The sequence below is a fragment of the Caballeronia temeraria genome (assembly GCF_001544795.2).
In the GTDB taxonomy this organism is placed as follows: Bacteria; Pseudomonadota; Gammaproteobacteria; order Burkholderiales; family Burkholderiaceae; genus Caballeronia; species Caballeronia temeraria.
This window is the reverse complement of the sequence record NZ_FCOI02000003.1, coordinates 119,322-144,650: the sequence shown is the minus strand read 5'-3', so window position 1 is coordinate 144,650 and position 25,329 is coordinate 119,322. Positions and strand designations below refer to the sequence as shown.

Genomic DNA, 25,329 nt, shown 5'->3' with positions numbered 1-25,329 from the left:
TGCATTTTGAATGCATTGAACCGAATCGAATAACGCATTCAGCATGCAGCATTCAATTCACGGAGGCGATGTGGCGGAACCATCCATCCTGATCGAGCGCGACGGCGATGTCGCGACGGTCGTGATCGACCGGCCCGAGAAGCTCAACGCGATGACGAAACACTTGTGGCGCTCGCTCGGAGAGACTATCGAGACGCTGTCCGGCGACGACACGCTGCGCTGCATCGTATTGCGCGGCGCGGGCGACAAGGCGTTCTCGCCGGGCAACGACATCGGGGAATTTCGCACGGACCGCTCGAATGTCGAGCAGGCGCGCGCATATGGCGCGATCATGCATCGCACTTTGCATGCATTACGCGAGTGCCGACATCCGATCGTCGCGATGATTCATGGCATCTGCGTCGGCGGCGGCCTCGAAATTGCGGCAATGTGCGATCTGCGCATTTGCGGCGAGTCGAGCCGCTTCGGCGTGCCCATCAAGAATCTCGGCCTCGTGATGGCGCATGCGGAAATGGAAGGGCTCGTGCGTCTGGCGGGGCCCGCCGTTGCGCTCGAGATTCTTCTCGAAGGCCGCATCTTCGACGCGAAGGAAGCGTTGGCGAAAGGGCTGGTCACGCGCGTCGTCGCAGATGGGGAAGTGACGGCGCATGCATACGAAACCGCGCGGCGCATTGCGGATGGCGCGCCGCTCGTCGCACGCTGGCACAAGCAGTTCGTGCGCCGTGTGATGGACCCTGCACCGCTCACAGCCGAAGAGCGGGACGAAGGCTTCGCGTGCTTCGGCACCGACGACTTCCGCGCCGGCTATCAGGCCTTCCTCGACAAGATCAAACCGCAATTCAAGGGACGTTGACATGTCAGACACTAACGCTGCGGCGGCGGCAACGGCTGGTGCGGGACCGCTTGAAGGCATGCGCGTGATCGAGCTCGCGCACATCATGTCGGGACCGATCTGCGGCATGATGCTCGCGGACATGGGCGCCGACGTCATCAAGGTCGAGAAGATCCCCAATGGCGACGATTGCCGCCGTTTCGCGCCTATTCTGCCGAGCGGCGAATCCGCGTCGTTCATGATCGTGAACCGCAACAAGCGCGGCATCGCGCTCAATCTGAAGACGGACGGCGGCAAGGAAGTGCTGCGAAAAATGCTGGCGAGCGCGGATGTCGTGACGGAGAACTATCGGCGCGGCACGATGGAAAAGCTCGGCATGGGCTACGAAGCGCTCAAGACGGTGAACCCGGGTCTCATCTATTGCGCGATATCGGGCTATGGCAGAAGCGGACCGATGGCCGACAAGGGCGGCTTCGATCTCATCGCCCAAGGGTTGAGCGGTCTGATGAGCATGACCGGCGAGCCGGGGCAGGCACCGATCAAGGCGGGCTCGCCCGTCACCGATATCAATGCCGGCATTCTGGCGGCGCTGGGCATCAGCGCGGCCTATGCGAGAAAGCAGGCAACGGGACTCGGGCAGATGGTCGACACGTCGCTCTTCGAAGCCGGCCTGCAGCAAATGTACTGGGCCTTCGCCAATTACTTCGCGGATGGCACCGTGTTGCCGAAAGCCGGCTCGGCCAATCCGACGAGCGCACCGTATCAGGCATTTCGCACGCAAGATGGCTGGGTCAACATCGGCGCGGCGAATCAGAGCAACTACGAGCGTCTCGTCGGCGTGTTGAACATTCCGGGTCTCGCGGATGATGAGCGCTTCCAGACCAATGCGGGTCGCCTGAAGCATCGCGACGCGCTCGTCGAGATACTGACCAGGCGTCTCGTCGAACGCACGACAGACGAATGGCTCGCTTCGTTCGACCGGATCGGCTTGCCGAGCGGCGCGGTGCTGAGCGTGCCGGAAGCGTCCTCGCATGAACAGGCGATCGCGCGCGGGATGATCGTCGAAACGGCGCATCCGCTCGCAGGCCCGATGCGCGGCATCGGCTTGCCGATCCACTTCTCCGAGGGATGCACGAAGGCTTCGCGTCCTGCGCCGCTGCTCGGGCAGCACACCGGCGAAGTGCTGGAGGAATACGGCTTCGACGAGGCCCGCATCCAGGCGCTCAAGGACGAAGGCGCGATTCTGGAAACGGACGTCCCGGCATGAGTGCAAAGCGCGAGCGAATGGTTTTATGCATTCATCATGCAGAATGCAGCGCTATGATCGATGCCTGATCCAACTTTATCGACACGGCCCGCCATGACGCTCGCACCTCCACCCGCCGCCCGCGTGGGCGACTCGCTCGCATCGGTCGCCACGCCATCCCTCACGATCGATCTCGACGCTTTCGACGCCAACCTCGCCGCGATGGCAGCATTTGCGGCACGTCATGGCGTCGCGTTGCGCCCGCATGCGAAGGCGCACAAGTCCAGCGAGATCGCGAAACGTCAGATCGGGGCGGGTGCGGTCGGCGTGTGCTGTCAGAAGCTGTCGGAGGCTTATCCGTTCGCGGCGGCGGGCATCGAGAGCATCCATGTCAGCAACGAATTCGTTGGCGCGGACAAACTCGCGATGGCCGTCGAACTCGCATCGCACGTGCGTCTTTCGGTATGCGTGGATGCGTTGCCGCAAGTGCAGGCACTCGGCGACGCAGCGGCGCGTGCGGGCGTCACCATCGACGTGCTGCCGGAAGTCGATGCCGGGCAACATCGCTGCGGCGTAACGAGCGAAGATGCGCTGCTCGCGCTCGTCGACGGTATTGCGGCCCGGAGCGCACTGCGCTTCGCAGGACTGCAGGCGTATCACGGCGGCATTCAGCACGTCGCGGACTGGACCGCACGCAAGCTCGAAGCACACCGCGCCGCCGATATCGCCGCACACTATGTGCGCGCGCTCGATGTGCGTGGCGTTCGTTGCGGCGTCGTGACGGGCGGCGGCACGGGCACAGTCGAGTTCGATGCCGCGAGCGGCGTGTTCACCGAACTGCAGCCCGGCTCATATCTGTTCATGGATGGAGACTATGGCGGCATCGGCTGGGGCGGCGAAATGCGCTGGCGTCACAGCCTTTTCGTGCTGTCGACGGTCATGAGCGCGACGCGGCCTGGCATGGCCGTATGCGATGTCGGCCTGAAAGGACTTGCCGTGGATTCCGGCTTGCCGCGCTGCGCAAACTGGCTCGATGCGAGCGCCGGGCCCGCGCTGACCTATATCTCCGCGAACGACGAGCACGGCATGTTGCAAGCGCAGCGCGATAGCGAAGGCGACTTTGCAGATCTCGTCGGCAAGCGTTTGCTACTGCCGCCGGGCCATTGCGATCCGACTGTGAATCTCTACGACGAATACGTGTGCTATCGAGGCGATCGCGTGACCGATATATGGCCGATCGATGCACGCGGTCTCTCACGCTAGACCGATTGTTCCTTCGACGGATAGATCGTGCCGATCAACGCATCGAGATCCGCGACGATCAGACCGATCACGAATTGCGCCACTTCCTGCGCGCCGTGCGTCGCTTCCTGTGTTGCGAGCATGCTCTTGAGTTCGTTCATCGCAGAGCGTGCGCGCGCGAGTTTCGCATCGTCCTGACGATTCGATGCGAGCACGCTCGCGAGGGTCTCGAACAATGCCTGTAGTTCGCGACCCGTCGTGCCCAGCCGCGCCGCGCAGGTTTCGCGATCGAGGCGTGACACCGCTTTCGCGAGAAAAAGCGCATCGCTATGCAAGCGCCGCAGAAAAGGCGCGGCCTTGTCGATGGCATCCGAGCGATGATTCTGCACGAGCACGATGATGTGTTCACGTTCGGCTTCCTTCAAAGCGTCGTCGAAGGCTTTTTGCGCATCGGTGCTTTGCGTTTCCAGGCGCGTCGCGAGGGCTTCGTCCTTTTCTCCCGACAGATACAAACCAATCAACTGACCCAGACTCGTCAAGGAATCGGCGACGCAGCGATGTGCCGACGTGAGCGCGCGATTGGGCCAAAGCGCCGACACGACAAACGACGATGCCGCGCCGATCAGGATCTCCAGCACGCGATGCATGGGCCGCTCGAAAGGGGAGCCCGGTCCAGCGGGTATCAGCACGACGATGACGAGCGTCACGCATGCGAGCCTGAACGCGGGCCGCTTTGCGCTCAACGCGGCAAGCGGCACGAGCGCGACCGAGAAGACGGCGAGCGGCGGCGCGCCGCGCTCCATCGCGACGATGCCGAGCACGCCCGCCACTGCGCCGATGAATGCGCCGATGATCTGATCGCGTGCGATATCGACGGCCTGCGTAAGGCTCGGTTGCGTCACGATGACGAGGGTCGTGATGAGCGCCCAATATCCTTCGGGCAGCGCGGCGAGTCGAGCGGCGGCGTAGCTGATCGCGCAGCTCATCAGCGTGCGAAGGAGGCGGCGTGCTTCAGGCGCGCCGAAGAAGGCGCGCACACGGTATGAAGTGCGGGCAATCGCAGTCATGCGGTCTCGGTCGGTGGCGAAACGGAACAGGCGCGAAGAGAGGACGCACGCACGCGCCCCGTGCTGCATTATGCCAATGCGCACGGCGCGCAGCGGAAAGAGGGGAGAAAGGAAACAAGGCGGCAAACATGCCCGATTGCCAAGCATGCTGCCGCCCTTGCGTCGCGACGAACCGAAGTCTCGACGAAACGTCAGGGTGTGTCGTCAGGTCAGTATCGGCACCGCTTCGATCAGCGCAAGCCCGAGTAGCGCCCCGATGGCTGCGCTGATGAGCTTCGGATGCCAGCGATCCAGATGCAGCGCCGTGAGCAGCGCGCCAACCAGGATGACGCCGAGCAAAGCGAAAACCACGACAAGATAGCCGATTTCGAAATCGTTATTGATAAGCACGACGCTGGCCTCCCGCCGGCTCGGAACCGGCTAACTTGCACATTGCGCCGCTCGATCCGCTCGCGCGACAATTCAATTATATGTCACAGTGTGATGTATTGAAAGACGCGCGGCCGGCGTTTGCATGGTGAGCTTATCGGGCAGGCCCGGCGTTGAGCGGAAGTTTCGATGCGCGCGCGCTGTCGGCGGTCATCTTCGCGCCGCCTGGCTTGTAGCCGTTCGACATGAGCAGAAAGGCCATGATGTCCGCATAGTCCTGATCTTTCATCTTGCCGGGACGATCGGCGGGCATGTTCGTCGCCATGTAGGTGAAGATGCCGCCGACCGTGAGATGCGAATTCGACGGCGGCGCGAACGCAGGACCTTGCAACGCGGGTGCCGTCACACCTTGCAACTGCGCGCCGTGGCACTTCGCGCACGAGCTCGAATAAAGCGTCTTGCCATGCGTCGTTTGTGCTTGCTCGAAGGTTGGAGGCTCGACGCCTTCTTCATTCGCGACCTTGATGACGCGGCCCATGCGCGTTGCGTTCATATCCGCGAGCATGATGCCCGAGTGCATCGACGACGATACGCGCTGCGCGGGCAATGCCCATTGCTTCGTCAGTGCTTGCAGACGGCCGTCGTTGTTCATCGACGTGAGCGCGTCGTCGATGCGTGGCCGCAACGCGGCACTTCTTTCGCCGAACGCGATTGCGAGATGCCAGTCCGCGTAGGGGGAATCCGCGGTCGCGATCGAGAATCTGCGTTCCGGATGCGCCATGCGATAAGCGACGACAGCGGGATACCACACGATTGCGCGTTGTGCGCGTCCGTTCGCCACGGCATCGACCGTCGATGCCGATGTGTTCTCCAGATCGAGCGTCACGTCGTGCTGTTGCACGGCGATCAGTTGCGCGGGACTCGCGTATGTTGCGGCGACCGTGCGCTTCGCGGCATCGTTCAGTTCGGCGCCGGGTGCTTCGATGCTGACATAGCCCGCGCGCAGATAACCGCGCGAGAACTGCATCTTGCCGCCGGATGCATCGGCGACGGTGGAGCGCGGAAAGCCCGCGATCACATCGCAATCGCGTGCGAGGGTCTTGTCGAGCTCGTGAAGCGACACGCCGTCGTCATCGCCTTCGCCGATACCGTGCGATACGACTGTCGCCGCGATATTGGCGCGCGTGAACGCGGCTTGTGCGACGCTGCGATCCAGCGCCGCCGACGGGCTGCCGGGAAACGTGCAGATCTTCACGGCCGCATCGGAAGCGGAGGGTGCGAGTGCGATGCATGCGGCCAGCATGCCCGCTGCCCGAATGAAGTTGAAGGAATGATTCATGTCGAAGCGTCCGGTGATGTCGATGAAGACCGCAAGCGCGGCGATGCACGCTTGCGGTTCGGTCAGATGGGTCAGGTGCGATTGAGCGCGAAGACATAGAGCGTGCCGCCGCGCGGCACCTTGTCCGCGGCCTTCGCCATCGGTCCGCCCCAGATCGGATTCGCTCCGCCATAGCCCGCGAGAATGGCAACATATTCCTTGCCGTCGATCTCATACACCGAGGGCTGCGCGATGATGCCGCTCGCGAGTTTCGGGCTCTGCCACAAGACCTTGCCGGTCTTTTCGTCGAACGCGTAGAGATGACCATCGAGCGAGCCGCTGAATGCGAGTCCGCCCGCCGTCGTCGCGACGCCGCCATTCCAGGGCAGCTTGCTCCAGTGGCTCCATACTTTCTTGCCGGTATCGACATCGATGGCCTGCAATTCGCCATAGCCCTTGCTGTTCGGTTCCGGCTTGATCTCGAAGCCTTCGCCGAGATACGGCAGACCTTCCATGTAGTTCACCGACTTGCCCGAGAGAGACATGCACGCATGCAGAGCGGGCACGATCGCGAGATGCGTCTGCGGATCGTATGACACGGACCACCAGTTCTTGCCGCCGAGGAAGCTCGGACATGTTTCGATGGTCGTGCCTGTCTTCGGATACTTGGCTGCGTCCTGGATGGGCTTGCCATCGTCGGAATAGCCCGTGACCGAGGTGGCAGTGACGAAGGGCCGCGCATAGATCAGCTTGCCGTTGCTGCGGTCGATCGCATGGAAAAAGCCATTGCGGTCCGCATGAATGATGGCGTCGTAGTCCTTGCCCTGATACTTGATGTTCGCGAGCACCGGCGTGTTGACGCCGTCGTAGTCCCACGTGTCATGCGTCGTGTATTGATAGTGCCACTTGAGATCGCCGGTCTTCGGATCGAGCGCGAGCAGCGAGTCGGAATAGAGATTGTCGCCCGGGCGAAGATCGGCGAGCCACGGTCCCGGATTGCCGACGCCCCAATAGAGTGTCTTGCTGGCCGCGTCATACGTGCCCGTGAGCCATGCGGGCGCGCCGCCGTGTTCCTGCATGCCGTCGGGCCATGTGTTGCCGCCGGGTTCCTTCGCGCCGGGCACTGTATAGCGTTTCCACAGCACGTTGCCATCGTTGGGATCGAGTGCCGCGATGAAGCCGCGCGCGCCGTATTCGCCGCCCGAACTGCCGACGACGAGCGCACCATCGAGCGCGAGTGGCGCAAGCGAGAATGCGTAGCCGACGCCCGGATCGAACATGGCCTTCTTCCACACGAGCGCGCCCGTTTGCGCATCGAGCGCGGCCACTTCGCCGCTCAGCATCGCGACATAGACGTTCTTGCCGTACAGCGCGACGCCGCGATTGACGACATCGCAACACGCGGTCTTGAACGAACGAGCATCGAGATTCGGTTCGTATTTCCAGAGCTGCTTGCCCGTGGCTGCATCGAATGCATAGACGTTGTCCTTCGGCGTCGTCACGAAGAGAAAGCGTCCGTTGACGATGGGCGTCGCCTCGAAGCCTTGCTGCAAGTCCTTCGGAAACTTATAGCTCCATGCCTGCTTCAGGTTCTTCACGTTGTTCGTGTCGATCTGCTTGAGCGGCGAGTGCCCGTGACCGTTGTACGTGCGGTAATACGTGAGCCAGCCCGGATCGTCTTGCGCGCTCGCGAGACGTTCATAGCTGACATCCGGATACTGCGCCGGCGTGCCGCTTGCTGCGATGGCCTGATGCTGCGCTACGTTGAATGCAGCAACGGCGCCTGCTGCAAGGGCGGCGATGCGCATGGCCGGACTGAAGCGAATCTTCATCGTTGTCTCCTGGGTATTGTCGGTGCAACGTCCTTTTGAATCTCGATAGCGGTGCGAAACGGTTGCAGCGTCATCAAGGCAAGTCATGTGCCATTGATGTCCGATGCGCGCGAATGGCTTGCTGCATGCGGCTATCGAGCGTGAGGGCCTGCATGCAAGTGCGATGAGGCGCTCATGCATGGGTGTTGCATCGTGGAGCAGTGGAACGTTCGACGTGTTGCCTGATGTGACAACGCGAATCAGTCGAGCCAGCCGAGACGGCGTGCTTTGTCGATGAAGCGATAGACGTCCGCAGCGAGACCTCGAATGTCGAACGACGTTTCGAGTTCGCCGATGATGTCGTCGAGCTCGCGCGTGCCATCGCAGCGCGCGAGTATCTCGCCTGCGCTTCGGTTCAGTTCGACGCTGCCGTGCGCATGCTCGATCTCGCAAGAGCGCATGTCCGCATGCCAGTGCAGCTTCAATGGCGCACGCAAGCGCGGGCGCGTGGATGCGCCCGCATGCGCGGTCGTAGAATTCATGTGCGAAAGAGAAGGGCGCAGGCCCGGGTTGGAAGCAACCCGGGCGTTGCGATCATCGAAGCATCAGCGCGTTGCGATATACATCGTGATCTCGAAGCCGAAGCGCAGATCGGTGAAGGCAGGCGTCGTCCATTGCATGTTCATCTCCTTGATGATGTTCGAGTTGGATCGCGAACCGTTTCGCAATCGGACGTCGAAAATGCAAAGACCATGCCTTCGATGAAAGACAGTGCATGTGCACGCTGCGCGGCTTTCAGTTCCATTTCGATGACGCGCGTCATCGTGACCGCGCTGTTCTTCTTCGTGACAGGGGTGTTTCGAAGTGGAACACCGCATTGAACAACTCATTGCTCCATCGGTGAACAAGCGGGCATCTTGCGATAGATCGTGTTGCGAGAAACGCCCAGCGCACGCGCCGCAGCGGAAACATTGCCGCGATGCCGCGCGAGCGCCGCCGCGATCACGGATGCCGTGACTTCCTGCAAGCGCCCCGAAGCGAGCGCCGATGAAGCGCATGCTTCAGACATGCCTTGCTTAGCAACGCGAGGTTCATCGAAGAAGTCGTCCGGTAAATGCTCCCGACGAATGCAGCCATCGTCGTCCACCATTGCCGCGGCGGTACGCAGCAGATTGCACAGTTGACGGAAGTTGCCGGGCCACGCGTAATGCTCGAAGAGCGTCATGACTTCATCATCGATGGACAGGCGCATGCCGCATGCTTCATCGGCGCTCACCGCGTGCAGCATCTTCGTGATCACCGCGGCAAGGTCGGTGCGCTCGCGTAAAGGCGGCAGCTTGACGACGAGCCCGTTCAGGCGATAGTACAAGTCCTCGCGAAAGCGGTTCTGCTCGATCATCTCGCGCAAGTTGCGATGCGTCGCGCAGATGATGGCTACATCGACCGGTATCGACTTGCTGGAGCCGAGCGGATCGACGACGCGTTCCTGCAGTACGCGCAAGAGGCGCACTTGCAGCGGATAGGGCATGTCGCCGATTTCGTCGAGAAAGAGCGTGCCGCCGTTGGCCTGCAGCAGCTTGCCCGCCGCGCCCTTGCGTCTCGCGCCCGTGAACGCGCCTTCTTCATAACCGAAAAGTTCCGATTCGATCAGGTTCTCCGGTATCGATGCACAGTTCACTGCGACGAATGGCCCGGCGCGACGCGGCGAATCGCTGTGTATGGCCTGCGCAAGCAGTTCCTTGCCGGTGCCCGTTTCGCCCGTGATGAGTATCGGTATGTCTTTGCCGATGACCTTTCGTACCTTGCCGATGACCGCAGCCACGCGCGGATCGCCCGTGTCCAGCGATGCGAGTTTCGACGAAGCGTTCATCGCAGCCGATGTGCGCGGCGCGGACTTTATGGCGACGGACGTGGATGCCACTTCGGCGAACGGAGCGCGGTTCAGGCGCACGCGGGCGCACACGACGGCGCCGTTGTTGAGATCGAGTGGAATATGCGGCGCGCGGCTCGCATGCGAACGATCGATCAGTTGCGCGCTCGTGAGTCCGAAGAGCGACGACAGCGTATGCGCGCGCAGCGCCGAAAGCGGCAGGCCGAACTGAAATTGCGCGCTGCGATTGGCGGAGAGAAAGCGCCCATCGCAGGTGAACGCCATGATGCCTTCCATCAGCGTGCCGAGAAATTCGGGGCGGCTGTGAAATGCGATTTGAAGCATGCCCTGAAAAGCGCTGGAAAACAGATGGTTTTCGATCATCTGCACGGACATGCGCGCGAGCGCCATCGTATGGCGATGATAGCTGCGATGATCGCCCGTGACGTCGAGCACGCCGATCAGATCGCCGTAGGGATCGAGAATCGGCACACTGGAACAGGTGAGAAAACGATTCGCGGCGAGATAGTGCTGATCGCCGTGCACGACGGTCGGAGACCGTTCCGCGATCGCCGTGCCGATGGCGTTGGTCCCTTGCCGTTCCTCGGCCCAGTTCGCGCCGGCCCTCAGCGCGACTTTTTCGGCGCGTGCGAGGAAGTCGTCATCGCCGGTGGAATGGAGAATGAGCCCTTGCGCATCGGTCAGCACGATCATGCTTTGCGTGTTGACGATCTGCTCGCGCAGTGTCTCCATCACTGGCGTCGCGTGCGCGCACAGCACGCGGTTCTGTTCGAGCTTGAGCAGTAACTCGCCTTCGGTCAGCACGTCATAGTCGGGCCGCGTCGACGCGTTCAGGCCGAACGTCTCCGAGCGTTCGTGTGCCTTGCGGATCGCCGGAATCAGCCAGGCGCTTTCTCGTTCATCGTGGGTAGCCGCGATCGCGCGGTTATCGTCTTGCATCGTCTCCTCCTTGTGCAAGTCCGGTCGTATCGCCGGATGTTTGAGCGCAGGTAAAAGCAAGTCCTGAGCCAATCAGCGCGTCCATCGATCGCGTCGGCTAAACGAAAGGTTTCCTGTGTCATCGCCGCGCCGACACGCAAGCGCGAGTGTGTTGGCCTAGGTCTGACTAGGGGCGTAGATGGATCGCGTGTCTCTGAAGGCTTCAGGCAAGCGGAGCAAGGCGCTGCGGGCGTCGAAGCGTGAAGGGCAGCACGTTGGCATATCCAATGCAAAAGACCGGGCGAGCGCCGACATACGCTCGATTCGAATCAGATGAAATTCTCGCTCACGCACCGCAAGGAGAAATGCCATGACGAACCTGAAGCTCGACGACCTTCAACATGCCCAGGAGCTTTCCTCTTCCGAGATGTCTCGTATCGTCGGAGGCGACAAGAACGAGCCGGCCGGCAAGCCCATTCATATCGATGCTCAGAACGGCGTGCTGACGTTCAAGGACGGCTCGAAGTGGACGATGGAACTTGACGGCAAACTGCATCCGCTGTGATCCGGACGCGTTGAGCCTGCCTGAAAGAAGGCCGGACGTCCTTCAAGGCGCGTCCGGCATTTTGTTTTCTGCATGCAAGATGTGCATTGGTGTTTTGCGTTATGCGTTTTGCATGCGAAATCAAAGTCCTGTCTTGCCGGCCGCGAGAACGAGACGCAGGCCGAGCATCGCGATCACGCTGGCCGCGATGCGGTCGATCCACTTCCGCGCGCGCAGGTACATCTCGCGCGGACGCCTGCTGAAGAAGCCCAGCGCGACGATGGTGTACCAGCCCGTCTCGATGATGAAGACCATCGGGGGCAACACGAAGTAGCACCATAGCGGAGGATGTTGCGGCAGGAGCGCGGCGAAGATACTGCCGTACCAGATCGCGGTCTTCGGATTGCTCAACTGCGTCGAGAGGCCGAGCCAGAAAGACTTGCGCGCGCTACCGGCCAGTGCGGGCGCATCGTCCCGGGCCGGCATCTGCATCGGCTGCGTAGCGCCCCGCCAGATCTTCGATGCGACATAGATCAGATACACGCCGCCCGCGACCTTCAGCGCGACATAGAGCCACTCGACCGCGACGAGCAGCGTATAGAGTCCCGCGAGTGCGACGCCGCCGAAGAAGATGCCACCCACGCCCATGCCGAGCGCGGTCGCGAGACCATCGGCGCGCGATATGCCGATTGCATTTCGAGCCACGATCACGAAGCTCGGCCCCGGAATCATCGCGCCGAGCAGCAGGGAGAACAGGATCGCGAGTACGGCGGTCGATGCGCTCATCGGGTTTCTCCGTCGGATATGCAGCTTGAATGCGGCATGAATAAGGCCAGATTGCATTCAAGATGCATGATACGCGCGTCAGGCTCCGCCGCCGGTCACGCTGTCTTCGTGTATCGCGCGATTACGTCCCGTGCGTTTGGCGAGATAGAGTGCGGCGTCGGCGTTGTTGAGAAGCTTGAGCGCGTCCTCGCTATGACGCGGCGCGGCGGTGGCGATGCCGATGCTGATCGTCAACACGCCCTTATGCGACGCACTGTGAGGGATGGCGAGTCCTTCCACGTTCGCGCGCAGACGCTCGGCGAAGGTGAGTGCGCCGTTCGCGGCGGCGCCCGGCAGGACCACCACGAATTCTTCGCCGCCGTAACGCGCGACGATATCGCCGGGACGTTTCGCGGCATTCTGTATGCAGTCGGCCACCGCGATGAGCGCATCGTCGCCCATGACGTGACCATAGGTATCGTTATAGAGCTTGAAGTGATCGACGTCGACGAACAGTGCGGACAGCGGCTGATCGGCGCGACGGGCACGCCGCCATTCTTCGTCGAGCCGGCGGTCCAGTGCGCGGCGGTTGCACAGGCCGGTGAGCGAATCCGTACCCGCAAGCCGTTGCAGCTTTTCTTGTGCGATCGCCCGCGAACGTAGCGAGATCGCGAGCAGCCAGGAGACAACGATGAAGCCGCCGCCGAATGCCATCGTCAATGTGCCGATCACGACGCTGCGCTCGCGCCATGCGGCGAGCACGTCATCCTCCGCGGGAGCGACCGCCGCGATCAGTTGCGTGCCCGGCACGTGCTGGAAGGTATAGAGACGCCGGACGCCGTCGAGCGGAGATCGCGAGATGTATGAACCCGAGGGCGCGCCCTTCATCGCCGAGAAGGTCGGCGACTTCGCGACGTAGCCCGCTCCATCCGAAGGCAACGCGGGCTTGCGCGCGATCACGGCACCGTCCTGCTGCACGATGAACACGGACCCCGACCGCCCGACCTTCACGCGCGAAATCAGATCCTTGAAGTACGAGATGTTCAACGCGATCACCGCGACGCCGGCAAACGAGCCGTCCGGTGCATCAATGCGCCGGCTCATCGCGAGCGAGGCCGTGCCATTGCGCAGTCGCGACAGATAAGGTCCGGAGATATAGAGTCCGGCGTCGGGATGTTCAGCGTGGACCTTGAAGTAATTGCGATCGTTGAAGAGCAACTCGGTATGCTCGGAAGGATCGCGTTCGACGATGATGCGTCCATCTCGATTCATCACGAACGCGCCACCGACGGAGTTCATACTGGTGGCGCCGTCGAAGAGCACGAGCTTGCGCAGATCGGGTGAAAGCGCCATGACCGCGGGGTTTTGCACGCCGCTGACGATAGTGCGCAATGACAGATCGCTCGATTCGATATTGCGCGCGATATCGGCGCTCAAGGTCGCGACGAGATTGTCCGCTGCCTGATGCGCGTTTTGCAGCGCCTGGGCGCGCCCTTGCCACAGCGCCGCGAACGACAACACCGCCATGGCGATGGCAATGGCGGTGCCGATAAATCCGGCGAGCGCCGGAAAGCGTGAAAACGCTTCGGCGAAGCGCATCGCGGCGGTGCTGTTGCGTCGTATCAGGCGGCGGCTGACAATGCGCCCGGTCTTGCGAACGGCCTTCAGGCTGGCGGGCATTCACGTTCTCCGCGTGACGCGGCCCTGAGGCGCGACACGCATTGCGTCGGGAAACTCCATGTTCTATGGGTTGATCTGTCTCTGACGTGCATTCGATGCATGGTTCTGCGCGTTCATTCGCTTCGATTGTAGTCGCTCGCGCGGCAGCGGTTTCGCACGGGCGTTAGCGAATCAAGCGCCACGCGAGCCCATGCGCTTACGGATCTCCGAATCGAGAATGAGCCGCCCGCGCAACTTGCCCTTCATGCGCTTCACATAGCGCGGCGCCTCGGTCATGTGAACGACCATCAGTTCACGTACCCTGCCCGCGTCCCGGGCCCGTGCCGCTTCGGTGATCGCCTTGTGAATCTTCACATTCGCGCGTCCGAAGCGCTCATGCTCTGCTTGCGGCGTATCGTTCCTGAACTCGATCAGTTGCCGGATCATCTCGTTGATCAACTCGCACGTGAAGCGCAGAAACGGATTGGGGTTCGCCGCGGCGAGAATATCGTGGAAGTTCACGTCTTCCTGTCGTTGCCGCACGATATCGCGATTCGCGTGCGTCGCGGCGGTTTCGTCGCAACACGCAATGTTCGCTTCGAGTGCCGTGAAGTCTTCATCGGTGAGATGCGGCACCGCGCCCGCCGCGAGTTCGGGCTCCAGCAACTGACGCACGGTATAGATATCGTCGATGGTCACATCCTTGAAGAACAGATAGTTCTGCAAGAGCTGCAAGGTCCGATCGAGTGGCACTTCGACGATCGTGCCGCCGCCCGACGGTCCCGTCGTCACCTTGATGAGGCCTTGCACTTCGAGCGACTTGAGCGCCTCGCGTATCGTGCTCTTGCTCACTGAAAAGAGCTGCTGCAATTCGACTTCGCGCGGCAGTTTGTCTCCGGGCTTCAAATTCTTTTCCGTGATCAGCCGCTTGATCTCTTCCGCCACCAGGTCTGCGCGCTTCGGCTGCTTGATCGCCTGCTGCGCGATCTCGATCGCCGGCCCGGCGCGCTTTGCGTGCTCCATCACCATGTCGATGCTCCCTGTCTTTGTCCACTTTGTACGCGCGTGCAACGCGAAATCGCAGACTGGAATATTGCCTTATTGACACCCGAATTTATTGTTCCTAGCATCAGGTTCATTCTATTTATCATGATAAATAGAATGAACCGAGCCGAGGCTCGAACCTACCACGAAAAAAATGCGGTGCGGCTGCGCAGGTCATCTTCTCAAGGAGCGTCAATTTTGAATCGCCGAAACATGTTGAAGCTGGCCGCGCTGTCGGCCATTCCCGGATCGTTCGAAGCGCTCGTTACTAGAAGCGCCTTCGCGCAGGGCTCGCCGATCCAGTTCGCGTGTCCGGTGCCGATGTCCGGTCCGTTCGCGGCCAATGGCAAGTACGCCGATCTCGGCATGAAGCTGGCGATCGATCAATACGGAAAGGTGCTCGGCCAACCACTCGCCTATACGACGCTCGATACCGAGGGAAAACCCGCAACCGCCGTGCGGCGCGTGCAGGAAATCGCACAACAGAAGAATGCGCGCTATTTCGCCGGCGGCATTCTTTCTTCTGAAGCGCTCGCGATGGGCAAGGAGGCCGAGAAGGCCGGCGGCATCTTCATCACGACGGCAGGCGCCGACGAACTCACCGGCAAGGACTGCAACAGCGCGACGTTTCGCTGGTCGGTGCCGACTTTTGGCGCGATCGAGCAAACGGTTCGACCGCTGATTCAATCGATGCCCAATGCGAAGCGCTGGTACACGATCACGCCGCAATACGTCTTCGGTGACGGATTGTTATCCGCGGCGAAGAACATCTTCAAAGAGAAAGGTATCGAGCATGTGGGCAATAGCTATCACTCGCTCAATGAAAAGGAATTCAGCGGTTATCTGACGAATGCGGTTGCCGCGAAGCCGGACGTTCTTCTCATCCTCAACTTCGGCTCGCAATCGTCGGATACGCTGCGTCAGGCCGTGAGCTTCGGTATGAAGAACAACTGCACGATTCTGATGGCGTGGGCGTCGGGTCTTGAGCAATTCGAAGCACTCGGACCGGATATCTGCGAGGGCGTGTATTTCGGCGCGCAATACTGGCATGCAATCGATACGCCGCTCAATCACGATCTCGTCAAACGCGTGAACGCAGTTTATAAGGCGAACCCGAACTATAGCCTTGCGGGATCTTACATCTGCACGAAGATTCTGCTCGATGGCATCGTAAAAGCCGGCACGGCCGATCCGAATAAAGTTGTCGCGGCGCTGCAAGGCATGAAGTACTCGGGCCTCACCGGACCCGAGGAAATTCGCGCGGGCGATCATCAGGTATTGAAAAACTACTATCTTCTCAAGGGTAAGCCCAAGAGCAAGATGAAGGACAAGGACGATTACGCCGACATCGTGAGTTCGGGCCAATCGTTCCTGCCGCTCGATAAGACGCAGTGCAAACTCGCCTGATCGCGTGAAGCTCTGACTCACGTTGTTCTCATGCGAATGCGGGCGAATCCCGCATTCACGGCGCCACCTTTCTGATGCAAGGCCATGAACGTTTATCTGTTGCAGGTCGTGAACGGCATCGGCGTGGGCATGCTGTATTTTCTGCTCGCGGTCGGCTTGTCCATCGTGTTCGGATTGCTTCGCTTCGTGAACTTCGCGCACGGCGCATTCTATCTGCTGGGGGCGTATTTCTGCTACCAGGCGATGCAATGGTCGATGAGCTTTTGGAGCGCGCTCGTCGTCGTGCCGATTGTTGTCGGCGTCGTCGCATGGATCGTCGAGAAGATCGTGTTGCGACATGTCTATGCCCAGCAGCACGAGTTTCATATTCTCGCGACGGTCGGTCTCGCACTCGTGATTCAGGAATGCGCGATCATCGCGTGGGGACCGCTCGGCGATAACGTTCCGGTGCCCGACGTGCTCAATGGCGTCGTAATGTGGGGCAGTTTCATCTACCCGAAATACCGTCTTTTCGTGATCGCATTCACGGCAGTGCTTGCAGGAATTCTCTGGTGGATTCTCGAAGGCACGCGGCTCGGCAGCGCGGTGCGTGCGGGCAGTGAATCGAGCGAGATGGTGTCGCTTCTCGGCATCAACGTCACGCGCATCTTCAGTCTCGTTTTTGCGCTCGGTGCGGGTACGGCGGCGCTTGCTGGCGTGCTTGCCGCGCCGATACGTGGGGTGGATCCGTTCATGGGCATCGAAGCGCTCGGCGTTGCGTTCGTCGTCGTGGTCGTGGGCGGCATGGGGAATTTTCTCGGCGCGCTCGTCGGTGGATTGCTCGTCGGCATCGTGCAGAGCGTGATGAGCACGTTGTGGCCCGAAGGCGCGCGTCTGATGATTTATGTGGCGATGGCTGCGGTTTTGCTGCTGCGTCCGAATGGATTGCTCGGGAGGACCGCATGAATTCCAAACTGGATTCGAAGACATTGGACATGGGCCTGCCAAGACGATCCCTCAGGCATTCGCTGCATCGTTATCGCTTTTTGCTGCTGGCGGTCGTCGTCGTCTGCATTCTGCCGATGACGATACGTTCCGGCTCCCTTGCAACCGAAGTGCTTGTCTATGCGCTCGCCGCACTCGGCTGCAATCTGTTGCTCGGGCATACCGGACTGCTGTCCTTCGGGCAAGGCATCTTCTTTGGCCTCGGAAGTTATAGCGCGGGTTTGATCCTCACGAAGTCGGGGCTTCAGGTGCCTGCTGCATTGCTGGGTGCGATCATCGCGGGCGCGATCGCGGCGGCCGTCGTCGGATGGTTCTCGATCCGTCAGCGCGGTGCGTACTTTGTGATGCTCACGCTCGCGTTCGGGCAGATGTTCTACTTTCTCGCCTACACCACGCCCGATCTCACGGGCGGCGATAACGGCCTGCTCGATATCCCGCGGCCGGCGTTGTCGATCTTCGGGCGCTCGCTCGTCACGATCGCATCGCCCTGGCAGTATTACGCGTTCGTCGCGGTGTTGTTCCTGATCGCGTTCTGGCTCATGCTGCGGGTCTCGCATTCGGTCTTCGGCCGCACACTGCTCGCGATTCGCGACAACGAAGCACGCGCCGCTGCCGTCGGCTACGACGTCAAGCGTTTCAAGCTCGCGGCATTCGTCGTATCGGGTGCGGTCACGGGCCTTGCCGGCGCATTGCACGCGATGATGACGGGTATCGCGCCGCTATCGAACATCGACTATCACACGAGCGAGATGATCCTCGTCATGACGGTCATCGGCGGCACGGGCAATCTCTTTTCGTCGGTGCTCGGTGCGGCGTTCTATGTGCTCTTCGCCGACTGGCTTTCGACGCTCTGGCCGCGCTGGCTTCTGTTGCTGGGCCTCGTGCTGATCGCGGTGAGCCTCTTTATGCAGCGCGGTTTGTGGGGACTGGGTGAACGCATCTGGCGCGCGATGAAGCGCGACCGAGGAGAGCCGGCATGAGCGCGCCGATACTGGAAGCGAAGGGCGTCGCGAAGCGCTACGGCAAGTTCGCGGCACTAACCGATGTAAATCTGCGCATCGCCAGGAACACGGTGCATTCCGTGATCGGGCCGAACGGCGCAGGCAAGACCACGCTCTTTCACGTGCTGACAGGGACGGTGCCGATCACCGCGGGCAATATCGTGTTCGACGGTCATGACGTTACGCAAGAGCCGGATCATCGTCGCGTGAAGCGCGGTATCGCGCGTTCGTTTCAGGTGACGAGCCTCTTCGCGAATCTATCGGTGCGCGAGAACCTTCGGCTCGCTGCGCAAGGCGTGGATTCGAAGCGCGCCCTCAACGCATGGACGCCGCCGCGTGGCGCGCTCGAACATCGCGATACCGTCGATGGCATTCTCGAACGTCTTGCGCTGCAACGCCTGGCGTCAGCGCAGGCGAGCGCGTTATCGCATGGTCAGCAGCGGCGGCTTGAAGTGGGCATGGCGCTGGCCGCGCGGCCCAAGGCGATCTTTCTCGACGAGCCGACCTCGGGCATGGGCATCGACGATCTCGACGACATGAAGCATCTGATCCGCAGCTTGCGCGATGACTACACGGTCGTGCTGATCGAGCACAACATGGATATCGTGATGGACATCTCCGACACGATCACGGTCATGCAGCAAGGCCGTGTGCTCGTCGAAGGCAAGCCTGCCGATATTCGCGGTGACGAGCGCGTTCGCAGCGCCTATCTCGGCAACATGATCACCGGAGGACGCGCATGATGCTCGATGTCGATAACATTCACGGTTATTACGGAAAGAGTCATATTCTTCAGGGCGTGTCGCTCAAGATAGGCGAGAGCGAGACGATCACGCTGCTCGGTCGCAACGGCGCGGGTAAATCGACCACGCTCAAAAGTATTGCGGGTGTGGTTACGCCTCGGCGCGGCAGCGTGAAGTTCAAGGGCGTCGAGCTCGCAAAAATGCCGCCGCATAAGATTGCTTCGCGCGGCGTGTGCTTCGTGCCGGAGCATCGCGGGATATTCAAGCTCCTGTCCGTCGAAGAGAACTTGCGACTCGGTGCGCGCAAGGATTCGCCGTGGCAGCTCGCGGATATCTATCGCATCTTTCCGCGGCTCAAGGAGCGGCGCACGAACGGTGGCGGACAACTTTCCGGTGGCGAACAGCAGATGCTCGCGATCGGCCGCGCGTTGATGAATCATCCGCGTTTGCTGATGCTCGATGAACCGGTGGAAGGGCTTGCGCCGGTTATTGTCGAGGAAATCGTTGCGCAATTGAAGCTCATTCGGCAGGCGGGCGTCGCGATTCTGCTCGTCGAACAGAATCTCGAAGTGTGCACGCAACTCGCCGATCGCCATTACATCATCGAGCAAGGGCGTATCGTGTACGAAGGCGCGAACGATGCGTTTATCGCCGATGAATCGATCAAGGATCGCTATCTCGGCGTCGGCGTCGTCTGAATGTCATATCAGCAACACTCAGCTCAGGAAGCTCGAATGCAAGTTCACGATATGCCGGCGCAGGCCGGCTTGCGCATCGACGGTGCGCGTCTCTGGAACAGTCTGATGGACCTCGCGCGCATCGGTGCGACGGAGAAGGGCGGTGTGTGCCGTCTCGCGCTCACGGAACTCGACAAGCAGGGCCGCGATCTTTTCATCGCATGGGCAAAGGATATCGGCTGCACGGTGCGTGTGGATGCGATCGGCAATATCTTCGCGCGCCGTGCGGGCACGCGTGGCCATCTGCCGCCCGTCATGACGGGCAGTCACATCGATACACAGCCAACCGGCGGCAAGTTCGACGGCAACTATGGCGTGCTGGCCGGTCTCGAAGTATTGCGCACGCTGAACGATAACCACGTGCGCACGGCGGCGCCGCTCGAAGTCGCGGTATGGACCAACGAGGAAGGCTCGCGGTTCGTGCCGGTGATGATGGGCTCGGGCGTATTTGCGGGCGCGTTCACGCTCGACCATGCGCTCGAGCAGAAAGACCGTGAAGGCGTGTCCGTGCGCGATGCGCTTGCGTCTATCGGCTATGCCGGCGAGCGCGTCGCGGCGCATGACGTCGGCGCCTATTTCGAAGCGCATATCGAACAGGGGCCGGTGCTGGAGGCGAACGACAAGGTGATCGGCGTCGTGCAGGCCGCGCTGGGTCAGCGCTGGTATGACGTGACGATCGAAGGCATGGAAGCGCATGCGGGCCCCACGCCGATGGAGCTGCGCCGCGATGCCTTGCTCGTCGCGGCCGATCTGATTCGGGCGGTCAACCGCATCGCGCTGGAACACGCGCCGCATGGACGCGGCACGGTTGGCTGGGTCGACGTGCATCCGAACTCGCGCAACGTGATTCCCGGACGTGTGAAGCTGACCGTCGATCTGCGCGCCGCCGACGATGCCACGCTCCTCATCATGGACCGCGCGTTACGCGAAACGTGTGCGCAAGCGAGCTTGCCGGTCAAGGTAGACGAAGTTGTCTACTTTGCGCCGCAACCGTTTGAAGCGTCGCTGGTTACTGCCGTGCGCGAAAGTGCGGATGCGCTTGGCTTGACATCGATGGATGTCGTGAGTGGAGCGGGCCATGACGCCGTTTATCTCGCGCGCGTAGCGCCGGCCGCGATGATCTTCGTGCCGTGCAAGGACGGTATCAGTCACAACGAAATAGAGGACGCGCGCGCCGATCATCTTGAAGCCGGCTGCAATGTTCTTCTGCAGGCGATGCTGCGTGCAGCGAACGCATCCGAAGGAGAAGCAGCATGAAGATCCTCATCGCGCGGATGAATCACGAGACCAATACGTTCTCGCCGGTCGCGACGCCGCTCGAAGCGTTCGGGCGCAATGGTCCATGTTATGGCCATGACGCGTATCGCGAGAATGCCGGCATGCGCACGGCGATGTCCGCGTTCATCGACGCCGCGAAGCGTGAACACGCGCAGATCGTGACGCCGATATCGGCGTCGGCGAATCCGAGCGGGCGTGTTGCCGCCGGGGCTTATGACGCGATCTGCCAATCGATCGTCGATGCCGCCGAGGGCTGCGATGCCGTGATGCTGGATCTGCACGGCGCGATGGTCGCGGAGAATTCCCCAGATGGCGAAGGCGATCTGCTCGAACGTGTGCGACGCGCGCTGCCACACGCGCCGATCGCCGTAACGCTCGATTTGCATGCGAACGTCACGCAGAAGATGATCGACAACGCGGACGTGATCACGAGTTTCAAGACGTATCCGCACGTGGATATGTATGAGAGCGGGGAGCATGCGGCGCGGCTGCTGCTCGATCTCATTCATGAGAAAGCGAAGCCTGTGATCGCGTGGGCGCGGCCGCCTCTGCTTACGCATACGCTGAAGAGCTCGACGGCAGAAGGCGCCATGAAACGCGCCGTCGATGCCGCGCGCGCCGCCGAAGGTGAAGATGGCGTGCTGGCGGTGTCGGTATTGTCGGGTTTCTCGCTTGCGGATATCGCGGCGCCTTGCATCAGCGTCGTCGTGGTGGCCGATGGCAACCGGGCGCAGGCGCAAGACGTGGCGGATCGGATCGCGCGGCAGATCTGGGACGAGCGCGACGCGTTCGTGTATCGCAGCGCGCCGCTCGCCCAGTCGATCAGCGAAGCCGCAGCGCGTGCGCGCGAAACCGATAAGCCCGTGCTGTTGCTCGATCATGGCGATAACTGCATGTCGGGTGGCACATGCGACACGACCGATGCCTTCGAAGAAGCGTTGAAGCAAGGTCTCGATGGCATCGTCGTCGGACCTTTGTGTGATCCCGAGGCGGTAGCGAGCCTGTTTGCAGCGGGTGAAGGTGCAACGGTGACGATCGGCGTGGGCAACAAGCTTGCAAGCGTGGCCTCGCGAGGAAAGCCGCCATTCGAGGTGACGGGCATCGTGCGCGCGCTGACCGATGGCGAATACATTATCAGTGGCCCGACCTATACGGGGCAACGCGCTTATATGGGCCGGGCGGCCGTGATCGAAACACCGGCAGCTCACATCCTTGTGACGGAACGCACGCACGAACCGTGGGATTTGGGCGTGTTCGAGAGCGTCGGCATCGATCCTCGCGACGCGCGGTTCTTGATTCTCAAGTCGCGCATGTATTGCCGGCCCGTGTTCGTGCCGATTTCGGGCGGGCTCGTCGAATGCGATAGCCGCGGCGTCACGAGTTCCGACTACGCGCTCTTCAAGTTCGAGAATGTGAAGCGGCCCGTATATCCGCTGGATTCGGAAGTCGAGTACTGACGAGCGCGCACGCTACTTCACGAAGCGCAGATGCTTCGTGATGATCGTGCCTTCTTTACGATCGATGAGCCACGCAGCATCGACACGGCCATTCAACGTCGAGGTTCTGCGCGTGATGTCGGTGGGTTCTTCGTCGGTGGGGGCGCTGTGCTCGACGTCGTCGGTCAGATAGGGCGGGGCGAGTGTGCAGATAAGAACGATCGCGAAGTCGTCGCTGCCGTGCTCGCGATCGAAATTCGGAAGCAAGGTGCGGCCGCTGACGGTCGTCCTGATTCCGTTTTCCGGTTTCAACTGAATGATATCGACGGTCTGAACGAATCCTTTTTCCTTGGCTTCCGCCGCGACGACGAGCTTGCGGCCGCTTTGTCCCTTCACCGTCTCCTTGAGAAGAATCGCGCCGGGCGTTTCGGGCGCGGCTAACGAGACGTTCACGGTGAGCACCTTCTTCTTCGACAGATAGCGCACGCCGTATGAAACCGGAATGACGAAAGTGAACGTGCGATCGACTTGCGCGCCCGGTTGACTCGCGGCCTGCTGCGTCCTGTTGAAGGGACGCGAAAGAAACGCCCGTACGCGGCTCGTAATCGATGCTGACTGTCCCGGAGCGGGACGGCCAGCGAGCGCGTCGCGGACCTGCTCGGGATCGTCGCCGGCGAAGTTCGGCGCGAGTGCATCGACGGACATGATGCCTTGCGTCGTTGCGCCGCTCGCAATCTCAGAAGCGCTCGCCGCATGGCCGCTATGCGGCGCGGCCGCAAGAGCGGACCACGAACCGGATATCAATGCGCAGGCGACGAAGAAAGCGGTGCTACGTCCACGTTTCAATAAATCCACCTGCTACTCCTGGCGCATCGAGCCGGTCACGATAGAAGTGGCTATCTTAAATCGAAGTGCGCGGATCGGGCATTTTGCATGCGTGATAATGAATTCAATCCAACTGCGCATATTCATCGATTGCCGCGAGCGCGCCATTCTGCAGGTGAGTTGCGGCGCGCACGAGCGCTTCGCGAAGACCCGGATGGCGTGCCAGCGATGCAGGGAAAACATCGTTCATGGCCTGCCGGACGTATCGCCGCTCGATCTGCTCATCAAGGCAGCATGCGCGCATCGTGAGCGCGCTGAAGGCGCATGATCCCGATGGCGCCGAGAACGCGATGCGCGCGCATCTGCGTGAGATTCTGGTGCCGCTGCGTCCGATCTCGGAACGCAATCCCGACTGGTTCGAACCGGATGAGCCGGAGCGCGTCGCGCTGGATTCTTAAGAAGCGAGCCGCACGCATCGCTCTGTTTGCATTTCGACGCGTATGCCGTTGCCGGGTCGCTACCCATTTTTTCAAAATCGGGCACTGGAAGATAAAGGGCGGTTGCATAAAATACGCTGTGCATCGTGGCGATGCGAAAGCAAAGCACGAGATTGCGATTTTTTGGAACAATCGGAGTATTCGGCGTCATGCAGGAAGACTTGCAATCGCTGTATGAATCGGCGGTGAAATCCTACGCGGCAGGTCAGGGACAGGCAGCCTTGCATTGGTGCGAGCGATGTCTGAGCATCGATCCGGAAAACGCAGAGATTCTTCATTTGCGCGGTGCGATCGCACTTGCTCTCGACGACGTGCCGGATGCAGAACGCTGGGTCGCGCAAGCAGCGAGACGCTCGCCGAATCCGGCGTTCCTCAATACGCTGAGTGTGATACAGACGCGAGCGGGTGCTTATGGTCGCGCCTCAGAGAGCGCCCGGGCCGCACTCGAGAGCGCGGCGCAATGGCAGCCGGGCGTCGACAAAATCGTGCTGCTGTATAACTACGGTCGCGCGCTGCAAATGGACGCCCAACCGGAGCGAGCGGCCGCGGCCTATCGGGAATTGCTCGAACTCGATCCTGCTCATGACCAGGCGCTCAACAATCTGGGTGCGGTGCTGGCGTCGCTCGGCGAGTTCGACGCGGCGATCGAGCATCTCGACCGGGCCTTGCAAATCCAGCCTGGCAACTTGAAAGCGCATGCAAACCTTGGTTTCGCGTTACTCACGTTAGGCCGATACAAGGAAGCGTGGCCGTATTTCGAACACAGGTGGCTTCTCGGGCGCACGAGCGAAGGAAAGTCGATGGAAGGCGGCCCGAATTTGTCGATTCCTCAATGGAAAGGCGAAGCCGTGCGAGCGGATCGGGATCGACTGCTGATTCTGCATGAACAAGGTCTCGGCGATACGCTGCATTTTTGTCGCTATATTCCGATGGCAGCGGAGCGTTTCTCTCAGATCGCTTTCATGGGGCCGAAGTCGCTTCGCCGGCTGCTGACTCAGTCGTTCGGAACGCTACAGAACTTCGTTTATCTTGAGGCTGACGAAGTTCATCTGACGCAATGGGACAAGTACGTTTCGCTCCTGTCCCTGCCGTTGGCTTTCGGCACCGATATGGACACCATTCCTGCGTCGATTCCCTACCTTCAGGCGGATGCGCACGCGGCGCATCGATGGTCGGAGCGTCTTGCCCGGCTGAGCGACGCGGCGTGGCCGAGGATCGGTCTGGTATGGGCCGGCAGCAGTGTGATTCCGGAGATCGATGCGCAACGCAGCATGCCGACCGAAAAAATCGACAAGCTGATTGCGTGGCCGCACGCGTGCTGGATCAGTCTGCAGAAGCCGGTGAACGACGCGAAGTGCCTGCAGAGCCGACAGCGCGCGCGCATCGTCGACTGGATGAGCGAGATCGATGATTTCGCCGATACCGCAGCGCTCGTCGCCTCGCTGGATCTCGTGATCTGTGTGGACACGTCGGTGGCCCACCTTGCCGGTGCGCTGGGCAAGCCCGTGTGGCTGCTCAACCGGCATGAAGGGTGCTGGCGCTGGATGCGTCATCGGGAAGACACGCACTGGTATCCGGACATGCGCATCTTCAATCAGGACGAGTCCGGCGACTGGGATGCCGTGCTCGAGAGCGTGCTCGCCGAGCTGGAACGCGGCGCCTGGCGGCGTCCGTAATCGATATGGCCTTGCGGGCCAGGTGACTCGCGCCTCGAA

Annotated in this window: 25 protein-coding genes; 14 read left to right on the top strand and 11 right to left on the bottom strand. The window is 61.3% G+C overall.

The window, feature by feature from the left end; genetic code table 11:
* Positions 1–43: 43 nt before the first annotated feature.
* From AWB76_RS05625 to AWB76_RS05615, 3 genes are all read left to right on the top strand, one after another.
* Positions 44–853: an enoyl-CoA hydratase/isomerase family protein gene (locus tag AWB76_RS05625; protein WP_061159143.1), complete on the top strand. Its 810-nt coding sequence runs from the start codon at positions 44–46 to the stop codon at positions 851–853.
* A 1-nt stretch (position 854) separates the two neighbouring features.
* A complete protein-coding gene (locus AWB76_RS05620; RefSeq protein WP_061159142.1) occupies positions 855–2,099 on the top strand; it encodes a CaiB/BaiF CoA transferase family protein in 1,245 nt (414 codons plus the stop codon).
* Between the two features lie 93 nt (positions 2,100–2,192).
* A complete protein-coding gene (locus tag AWB76_RS05615; protein WP_061159141.1) occupies positions 2,193–3,341 on the top strand; it encodes a DSD1 family PLP-dependent enzyme in 1,149 nt (382 codons plus the stop codon).
* Here AWB76_RS05615 and AWB76_RS05610 read toward each other — a convergent pair.
* The 7 genes from AWB76_RS05610 to AWB76_RS05580 form a co-directional block, all read right to left on the bottom strand.
* The gene (locus tag AWB76_RS05610) at positions 3,338–4,387 is read right to left on the bottom strand and encodes an FUSC family protein (protein ID WP_061159140.1); all 1,050 of its coding nucleotides are present in this window, start codon (positions 4,385–4,387) and stop codon (positions 3,338–3,340) included. The two genes, AWB76_RS05615 and AWB76_RS05610, sit on opposite strands and share 4 nt — an antisense overlap.
* 204 nt (positions 4,388–4,591) lie before the next feature.
* Complete coding sequence (locus AWB76_RS05605; RefSeq protein WP_061159139.1) at positions 4,592–4,777, bottom strand: hypothetical protein; 186 nt, start codon at positions 4,775–4,777, stop codon at positions 4,592–4,594.
* A gap of 133 nt (positions 4,778–4,910) precedes the next feature.
* Entirely contained in the window at positions 4,911–6,095 is a 1,185-nt protein-coding gene (locus AWB76_RS05600; protein ID WP_061159138.1) for a c-type cytochrome, read from the bottom strand.
* Between the two features lie 71 nt (positions 6,096–6,166).
* Entirely contained in the window at positions 6,167–7,906 is a 1,740-nt protein-coding gene (locus AWB76_RS05595) for a methanol/ethanol family PQQ-dependent dehydrogenase (RefSeq protein WP_061159137.1), read from the bottom strand.
* A 239-nt stretch (positions 7,907–8,145) separates the two neighbouring features.
* Positions 8,146–8,427, bottom strand: coding sequence for a pyrroloquinoline quinone biosynthesis peptide chaperone PqqD (pqqD, locus tag AWB76_RS05590; RefSeq protein ID WP_061159136.1), 282 nt, complete (start codon positions 8,425–8,427; stop codon positions 8,146–8,148).
* Between the two features lie 63 nt (positions 8,428–8,490).
* Positions 8,491–8,565: a pyrroloquinoline quinone precursor peptide PqqA gene (pqqA, locus tag AWB76_RS05585; protein WP_008347847.1), complete on the bottom strand. Its 75-nt coding sequence runs from the start codon at positions 8,563–8,565 to the stop codon at positions 8,491–8,493.
* A gap of 206 nt (positions 8,566–8,771) precedes the next feature.
* A complete protein-coding gene (locus tag AWB76_RS05580; protein WP_061159414.1) occupies positions 8,772–10,715 on the bottom strand; it encodes a sigma-54-dependent Fis family transcriptional regulator in 1,944 nt (647 codons plus the stop codon).
* A 349-nt stretch (positions 10,716–11,064) separates the two neighbouring features.
* Between AWB76_RS05580 and AWB76_RS05575 the strand changes: the two genes are divergently transcribed.
* Complete coding sequence (locus AWB76_RS05575; RefSeq protein ID WP_061159135.1) at positions 11,065–11,259, top strand: hypothetical protein; 195 nt, start codon at positions 11,065–11,067, stop codon at positions 11,257–11,259.
* 120 nt (positions 11,260–11,379) lie between these two features.
* Here AWB76_RS05575 and AWB76_RS05570 read toward each other — a convergent pair whose 3' ends face one another.
* The 3 genes from AWB76_RS05570 to AWB76_RS05560 all read right to left on the bottom strand — a co-directional run bounded on the left by AWB76_RS05570 (position 11,380) and on the right by AWB76_RS05560 (position 14,691).
* Entirely contained in the window at positions 11,380–12,024 is a 645-nt protein-coding gene (locus AWB76_RS05570) for a LysE family translocator (RefSeq protein ID WP_061159134.1), read from the bottom strand.
* Positions 12,025–12,102: 78 nt separating this feature from the next.
* A complete protein-coding gene (locus tag AWB76_RS05565; RefSeq protein WP_063936303.1) occupies positions 12,103–13,683 on the bottom strand; it encodes a sensor domain-containing diguanylate cyclase in 1,581 nt (526 codons plus the stop codon).
* 171 nt (positions 13,684–13,854) lie between these two features.
* Positions 13,855–14,691 (bottom strand): FadR/GntR family transcriptional regulator, encoded by an 837-nt coding sequence (locus AWB76_RS05560; protein WP_061159133.1) that lies wholly within the window; start codon positions 14,689–14,691, stop codon positions 13,855–13,857.
* A gap of 213 nt (positions 14,692–14,904) precedes the next feature.
* On the opposite strand from AWB76_RS05560, the gene AWB76_RS05555 reads away from it, so the two are divergent.
* The 7 genes from AWB76_RS05555 to AWB76_RS05525 all read left to right on the top strand — a co-directional run bounded on the left by AWB76_RS05555 (position 14,905) and on the right by AWB76_RS05525 (position 22,313).
* Positions 14,905–16,113, top strand: coding sequence for an ABC transporter substrate-binding protein (locus tag AWB76_RS05555; protein ID WP_061159132.1), 1,209 nt, complete (start codon positions 14,905–14,907; stop codon positions 16,111–16,113).
* An 84-nt stretch (positions 16,114–16,197) separates the two neighbouring features.
* Positions 16,198–17,058: a branched-chain amino acid ABC transporter permease gene (locus AWB76_RS05550; protein WP_061159131.1), complete on the top strand. Its 861-nt coding sequence runs from the start codon at positions 16,198–16,200 to the stop codon at positions 17,056–17,058.
* The gene (locus AWB76_RS05545; RefSeq protein WP_061159130.1) at positions 17,055–18,077 is read left to right on the top strand and encodes a branched-chain amino acid ABC transporter permease; all 1,023 of its coding nucleotides are present in this window, start codon (positions 17,055–17,057) and stop codon (positions 18,075–18,077) included. Before AWB76_RS05550 ends, AWB76_RS05545 begins: the two co-directional genes overlap by 4 nt.
* Positions 18,074–18,841 carry an ABC transporter ATP-binding protein gene (locus AWB76_RS05540; RefSeq protein ID WP_061159129.1) on the top strand — a complete coding sequence of 256 codons (768 nt, stop codon included), beginning with the start codon at positions 18,074–18,076 and terminating at the stop codon, positions 18,839–18,841. Before AWB76_RS05545 ends, AWB76_RS05540 begins: the two co-directional genes overlap by 4 nt.
* Complete coding sequence (locus AWB76_RS05535; protein ID WP_061159128.1) at positions 18,838–19,539, top strand: ABC transporter ATP-binding protein; 702 nt, start codon at positions 18,838–18,840, stop codon at positions 19,537–19,539. Before AWB76_RS05540 ends, AWB76_RS05535 begins: the two co-directional genes overlap by 4 nt.
* Positions 19,540–19,575: 36 nt before the next feature.
* Positions 19,576–20,835, top strand: a complete 1,260-nt coding sequence (locus tag AWB76_RS05530) for a Zn-dependent hydrolase (RefSeq protein WP_061159127.1) — start codon at positions 19,576–19,578, stop codon at positions 20,833–20,835.
* Positions 20,832–22,313, top strand: a complete 1,482-nt coding sequence (locus tag AWB76_RS05525; protein ID WP_061159126.1) for a M81 family metallopeptidase — start codon at positions 20,832–20,834, stop codon at positions 22,311–22,313. Before AWB76_RS05530 ends, AWB76_RS05525 begins: the two co-directional genes overlap by 4 nt.
* 12 nt (positions 22,314–22,325) lie before the next feature.
* Here the strand turns inward: AWB76_RS05525 and AWB76_RS05520 are convergent, their stop codons facing one another.
* Positions 22,326–22,997 (bottom strand): hypothetical protein, encoded by a 672-nt coding sequence (locus AWB76_RS05520; protein WP_244173233.1) that lies wholly within the window; start codon positions 22,995–22,997, stop codon positions 22,326–22,328.
* On the opposite strand from AWB76_RS05520, the gene AWB76_RS43300 reads away from it, so the two are divergent.
* The 3 genes from AWB76_RS43300 (at position 22,996) to AWB76_RS05510 (ending at position 25,290) form a co-directional block, all read left to right on the top strand.
* The gene (locus AWB76_RS43300) at positions 22,996–23,445 is read left to right on the top strand and encodes a hypothetical protein (protein ID WP_510183481.1); all 450 of its coding nucleotides are present in this window, start codon (positions 22,996–22,998) and stop codon (positions 23,443–23,445) included. The genes AWB76_RS05520 and AWB76_RS43300 overlap by 2 nt on opposite strands.
* Positions 23,366–23,575 carry an FCD domain-containing protein gene (locus AWB76_RS05515; protein ID WP_061159124.1) on the top strand — a complete coding sequence of 70 codons (210 nt, stop codon included), beginning with the start codon at positions 23,366–23,368 and terminating at the stop codon, positions 23,573–23,575. The genes AWB76_RS43300 and AWB76_RS05515 overlap by 80 nt, the downstream gene beginning before the upstream one ends.
* 188 nt (positions 23,576–23,763) lie before the next feature.
* Entirely contained in the window at positions 23,764–25,290 is a 1,527-nt protein-coding gene (locus AWB76_RS05510; RefSeq protein ID WP_061159123.1) for a tetratricopeptide repeat protein, read from the top strand.
* Positions 25,291–25,329: the final 39 nt, after the last annotated feature.

What these genes read in the sequence shown, in the direction of transcription:
- AWB76_RS05625 (WP_061159143.1), top strand. Translation starts at nt 44, where the DNA reads ATGCAGCATTCAATTCACGGAGGCGATGTGGCGGAACCATCCATCCTG.
- AWB76_RS05620 (WP_061159142.1), top strand. Translation starts at nt 855, where the DNA reads ATGTCAGACACTAACGCTGCGGCGGCGGCAACGGCTGGTGCGGGACCG.
- AWB76_RS05615 (WP_061159141.1), top strand. Translation starts at nt 2,193, where the DNA reads ATGACGCTCGCACCTCCACCCGCCGCCCGCGTGGGCGACTCGCTCGCA.
- AWB76_RS05610 (WP_061159140.1), bottom strand. Translation starts at nt 4,387, where the DNA reads ATGACTGCGATTGCCCGCACTTCATACCGTGTGCGCGCCTTCTTCGGC.
- AWB76_RS05600 (WP_061159138.1), bottom strand. Translation starts at nt 6,095, where the DNA reads ATGAATCATTCCTTCAACTTCATTCGGGCAGCGGGCATGCTGGCCGCA.
- AWB76_RS05595 (WP_061159137.1), bottom strand. Translation starts at nt 7,906, where the DNA reads ATGAAGATTCGCTTCAGTCCGGCCATGCGCATCGCCGCCCTTGCAGCA.
- pqqD (WP_061159136.1), bottom strand. Translation starts at nt 8,427, where the DNA reads ATGAATTCTACGACCGCGCATGCGGGCGCATCCACGCGCCCGCGCTTG.
- AWB76_RS05580 (WP_061159414.1), bottom strand. Translation starts at nt 10,715, where the DNA reads ATGCAAGACGATAACCGCGCGATCGCGGCTACCCACGATGAACGAGAA.
- AWB76_RS05575 (WP_061159135.1), top strand. Translation starts at nt 11,065, where the DNA reads ATGACGAACCTGAAGCTCGACGACCTTCAACATGCCCAGGAGCTTTCC.
- AWB76_RS05570 (WP_061159134.1), bottom strand. Translation starts at nt 12,024, where the DNA reads ATGAGCGCATCGACCGCCGTACTCGCGATCCTGTTCTCCCTGCTGCTC.
- AWB76_RS05565 (WP_063936303.1), bottom strand. Translation starts at nt 13,683, where the DNA reads ATGCCCGCCAGCCTGAAGGCCGTTCGCAAGACCGGGCGCATTGTCAGC.
- AWB76_RS05560 (WP_061159133.1), bottom strand. Translation starts at nt 14,691, where the DNA reads ATGGTGATGGAGCACGCAAAGCGCGCCGGGCCGGCGATCGAGATCGCG.
- AWB76_RS05550 (WP_061159131.1), top strand. Translation starts at nt 16,198, where the DNA reads ATGAACGTTTATCTGTTGCAGGTCGTGAACGGCATCGGCGTGGGCATG.
- AWB76_RS05545 (WP_061159130.1), top strand. Translation starts at nt 17,055, where the DNA reads ATGAATTCCAAACTGGATTCGAAGACATTGGACATGGGCCTGCCAAGA.
- AWB76_RS05540 (WP_061159129.1), top strand. Translation starts at nt 18,074, where the DNA reads ATGAGCGCGCCGATACTGGAAGCGAAGGGCGTCGCGAAGCGCTACGGC.
- AWB76_RS05535 (WP_061159128.1), top strand. Translation starts at nt 18,838, where the DNA reads ATGATGCTCGATGTCGATAACATTCACGGTTATTACGGAAAGAGTCAT.
- AWB76_RS05530 (WP_061159127.1), top strand. Translation starts at nt 19,576, where the DNA reads ATGCAAGTTCACGATATGCCGGCGCAGGCCGGCTTGCGCATCGACGGT.
- AWB76_RS05525 (WP_061159126.1), top strand. Translation starts at nt 20,832, where the DNA reads ATGAAGATCCTCATCGCGCGGATGAATCACGAGACCAATACGTTCTCG.
- AWB76_RS43300 (WP_510183481.1), top strand. Translation starts at nt 22,996, where the DNA reads ATGATGCCTTGCGTCGTTGCGCCGCTCGCAATCTCAGAAGCGCTCGCC.
- AWB76_RS05520 (WP_244173233.1), bottom strand. Translation starts at nt 22,997, where the DNA reads ATGTCCGTCGATGCACTCGCGCCGAACTTCGCCGGCGACGATCCCGAG.
- AWB76_RS05515 (WP_061159124.1), top strand. Translation starts at nt 23,366, where the DNA reads ATGGCCTGCCGGACGTATCGCCGCTCGATCTGCTCATCAAGGCAGCAT.
- AWB76_RS05510 (WP_061159123.1), top strand. Translation starts at nt 23,764, where the DNA reads ATGCAGGAAGACTTGCAATCGCTGTATGAATCGGCGGTGAAATCCTAC.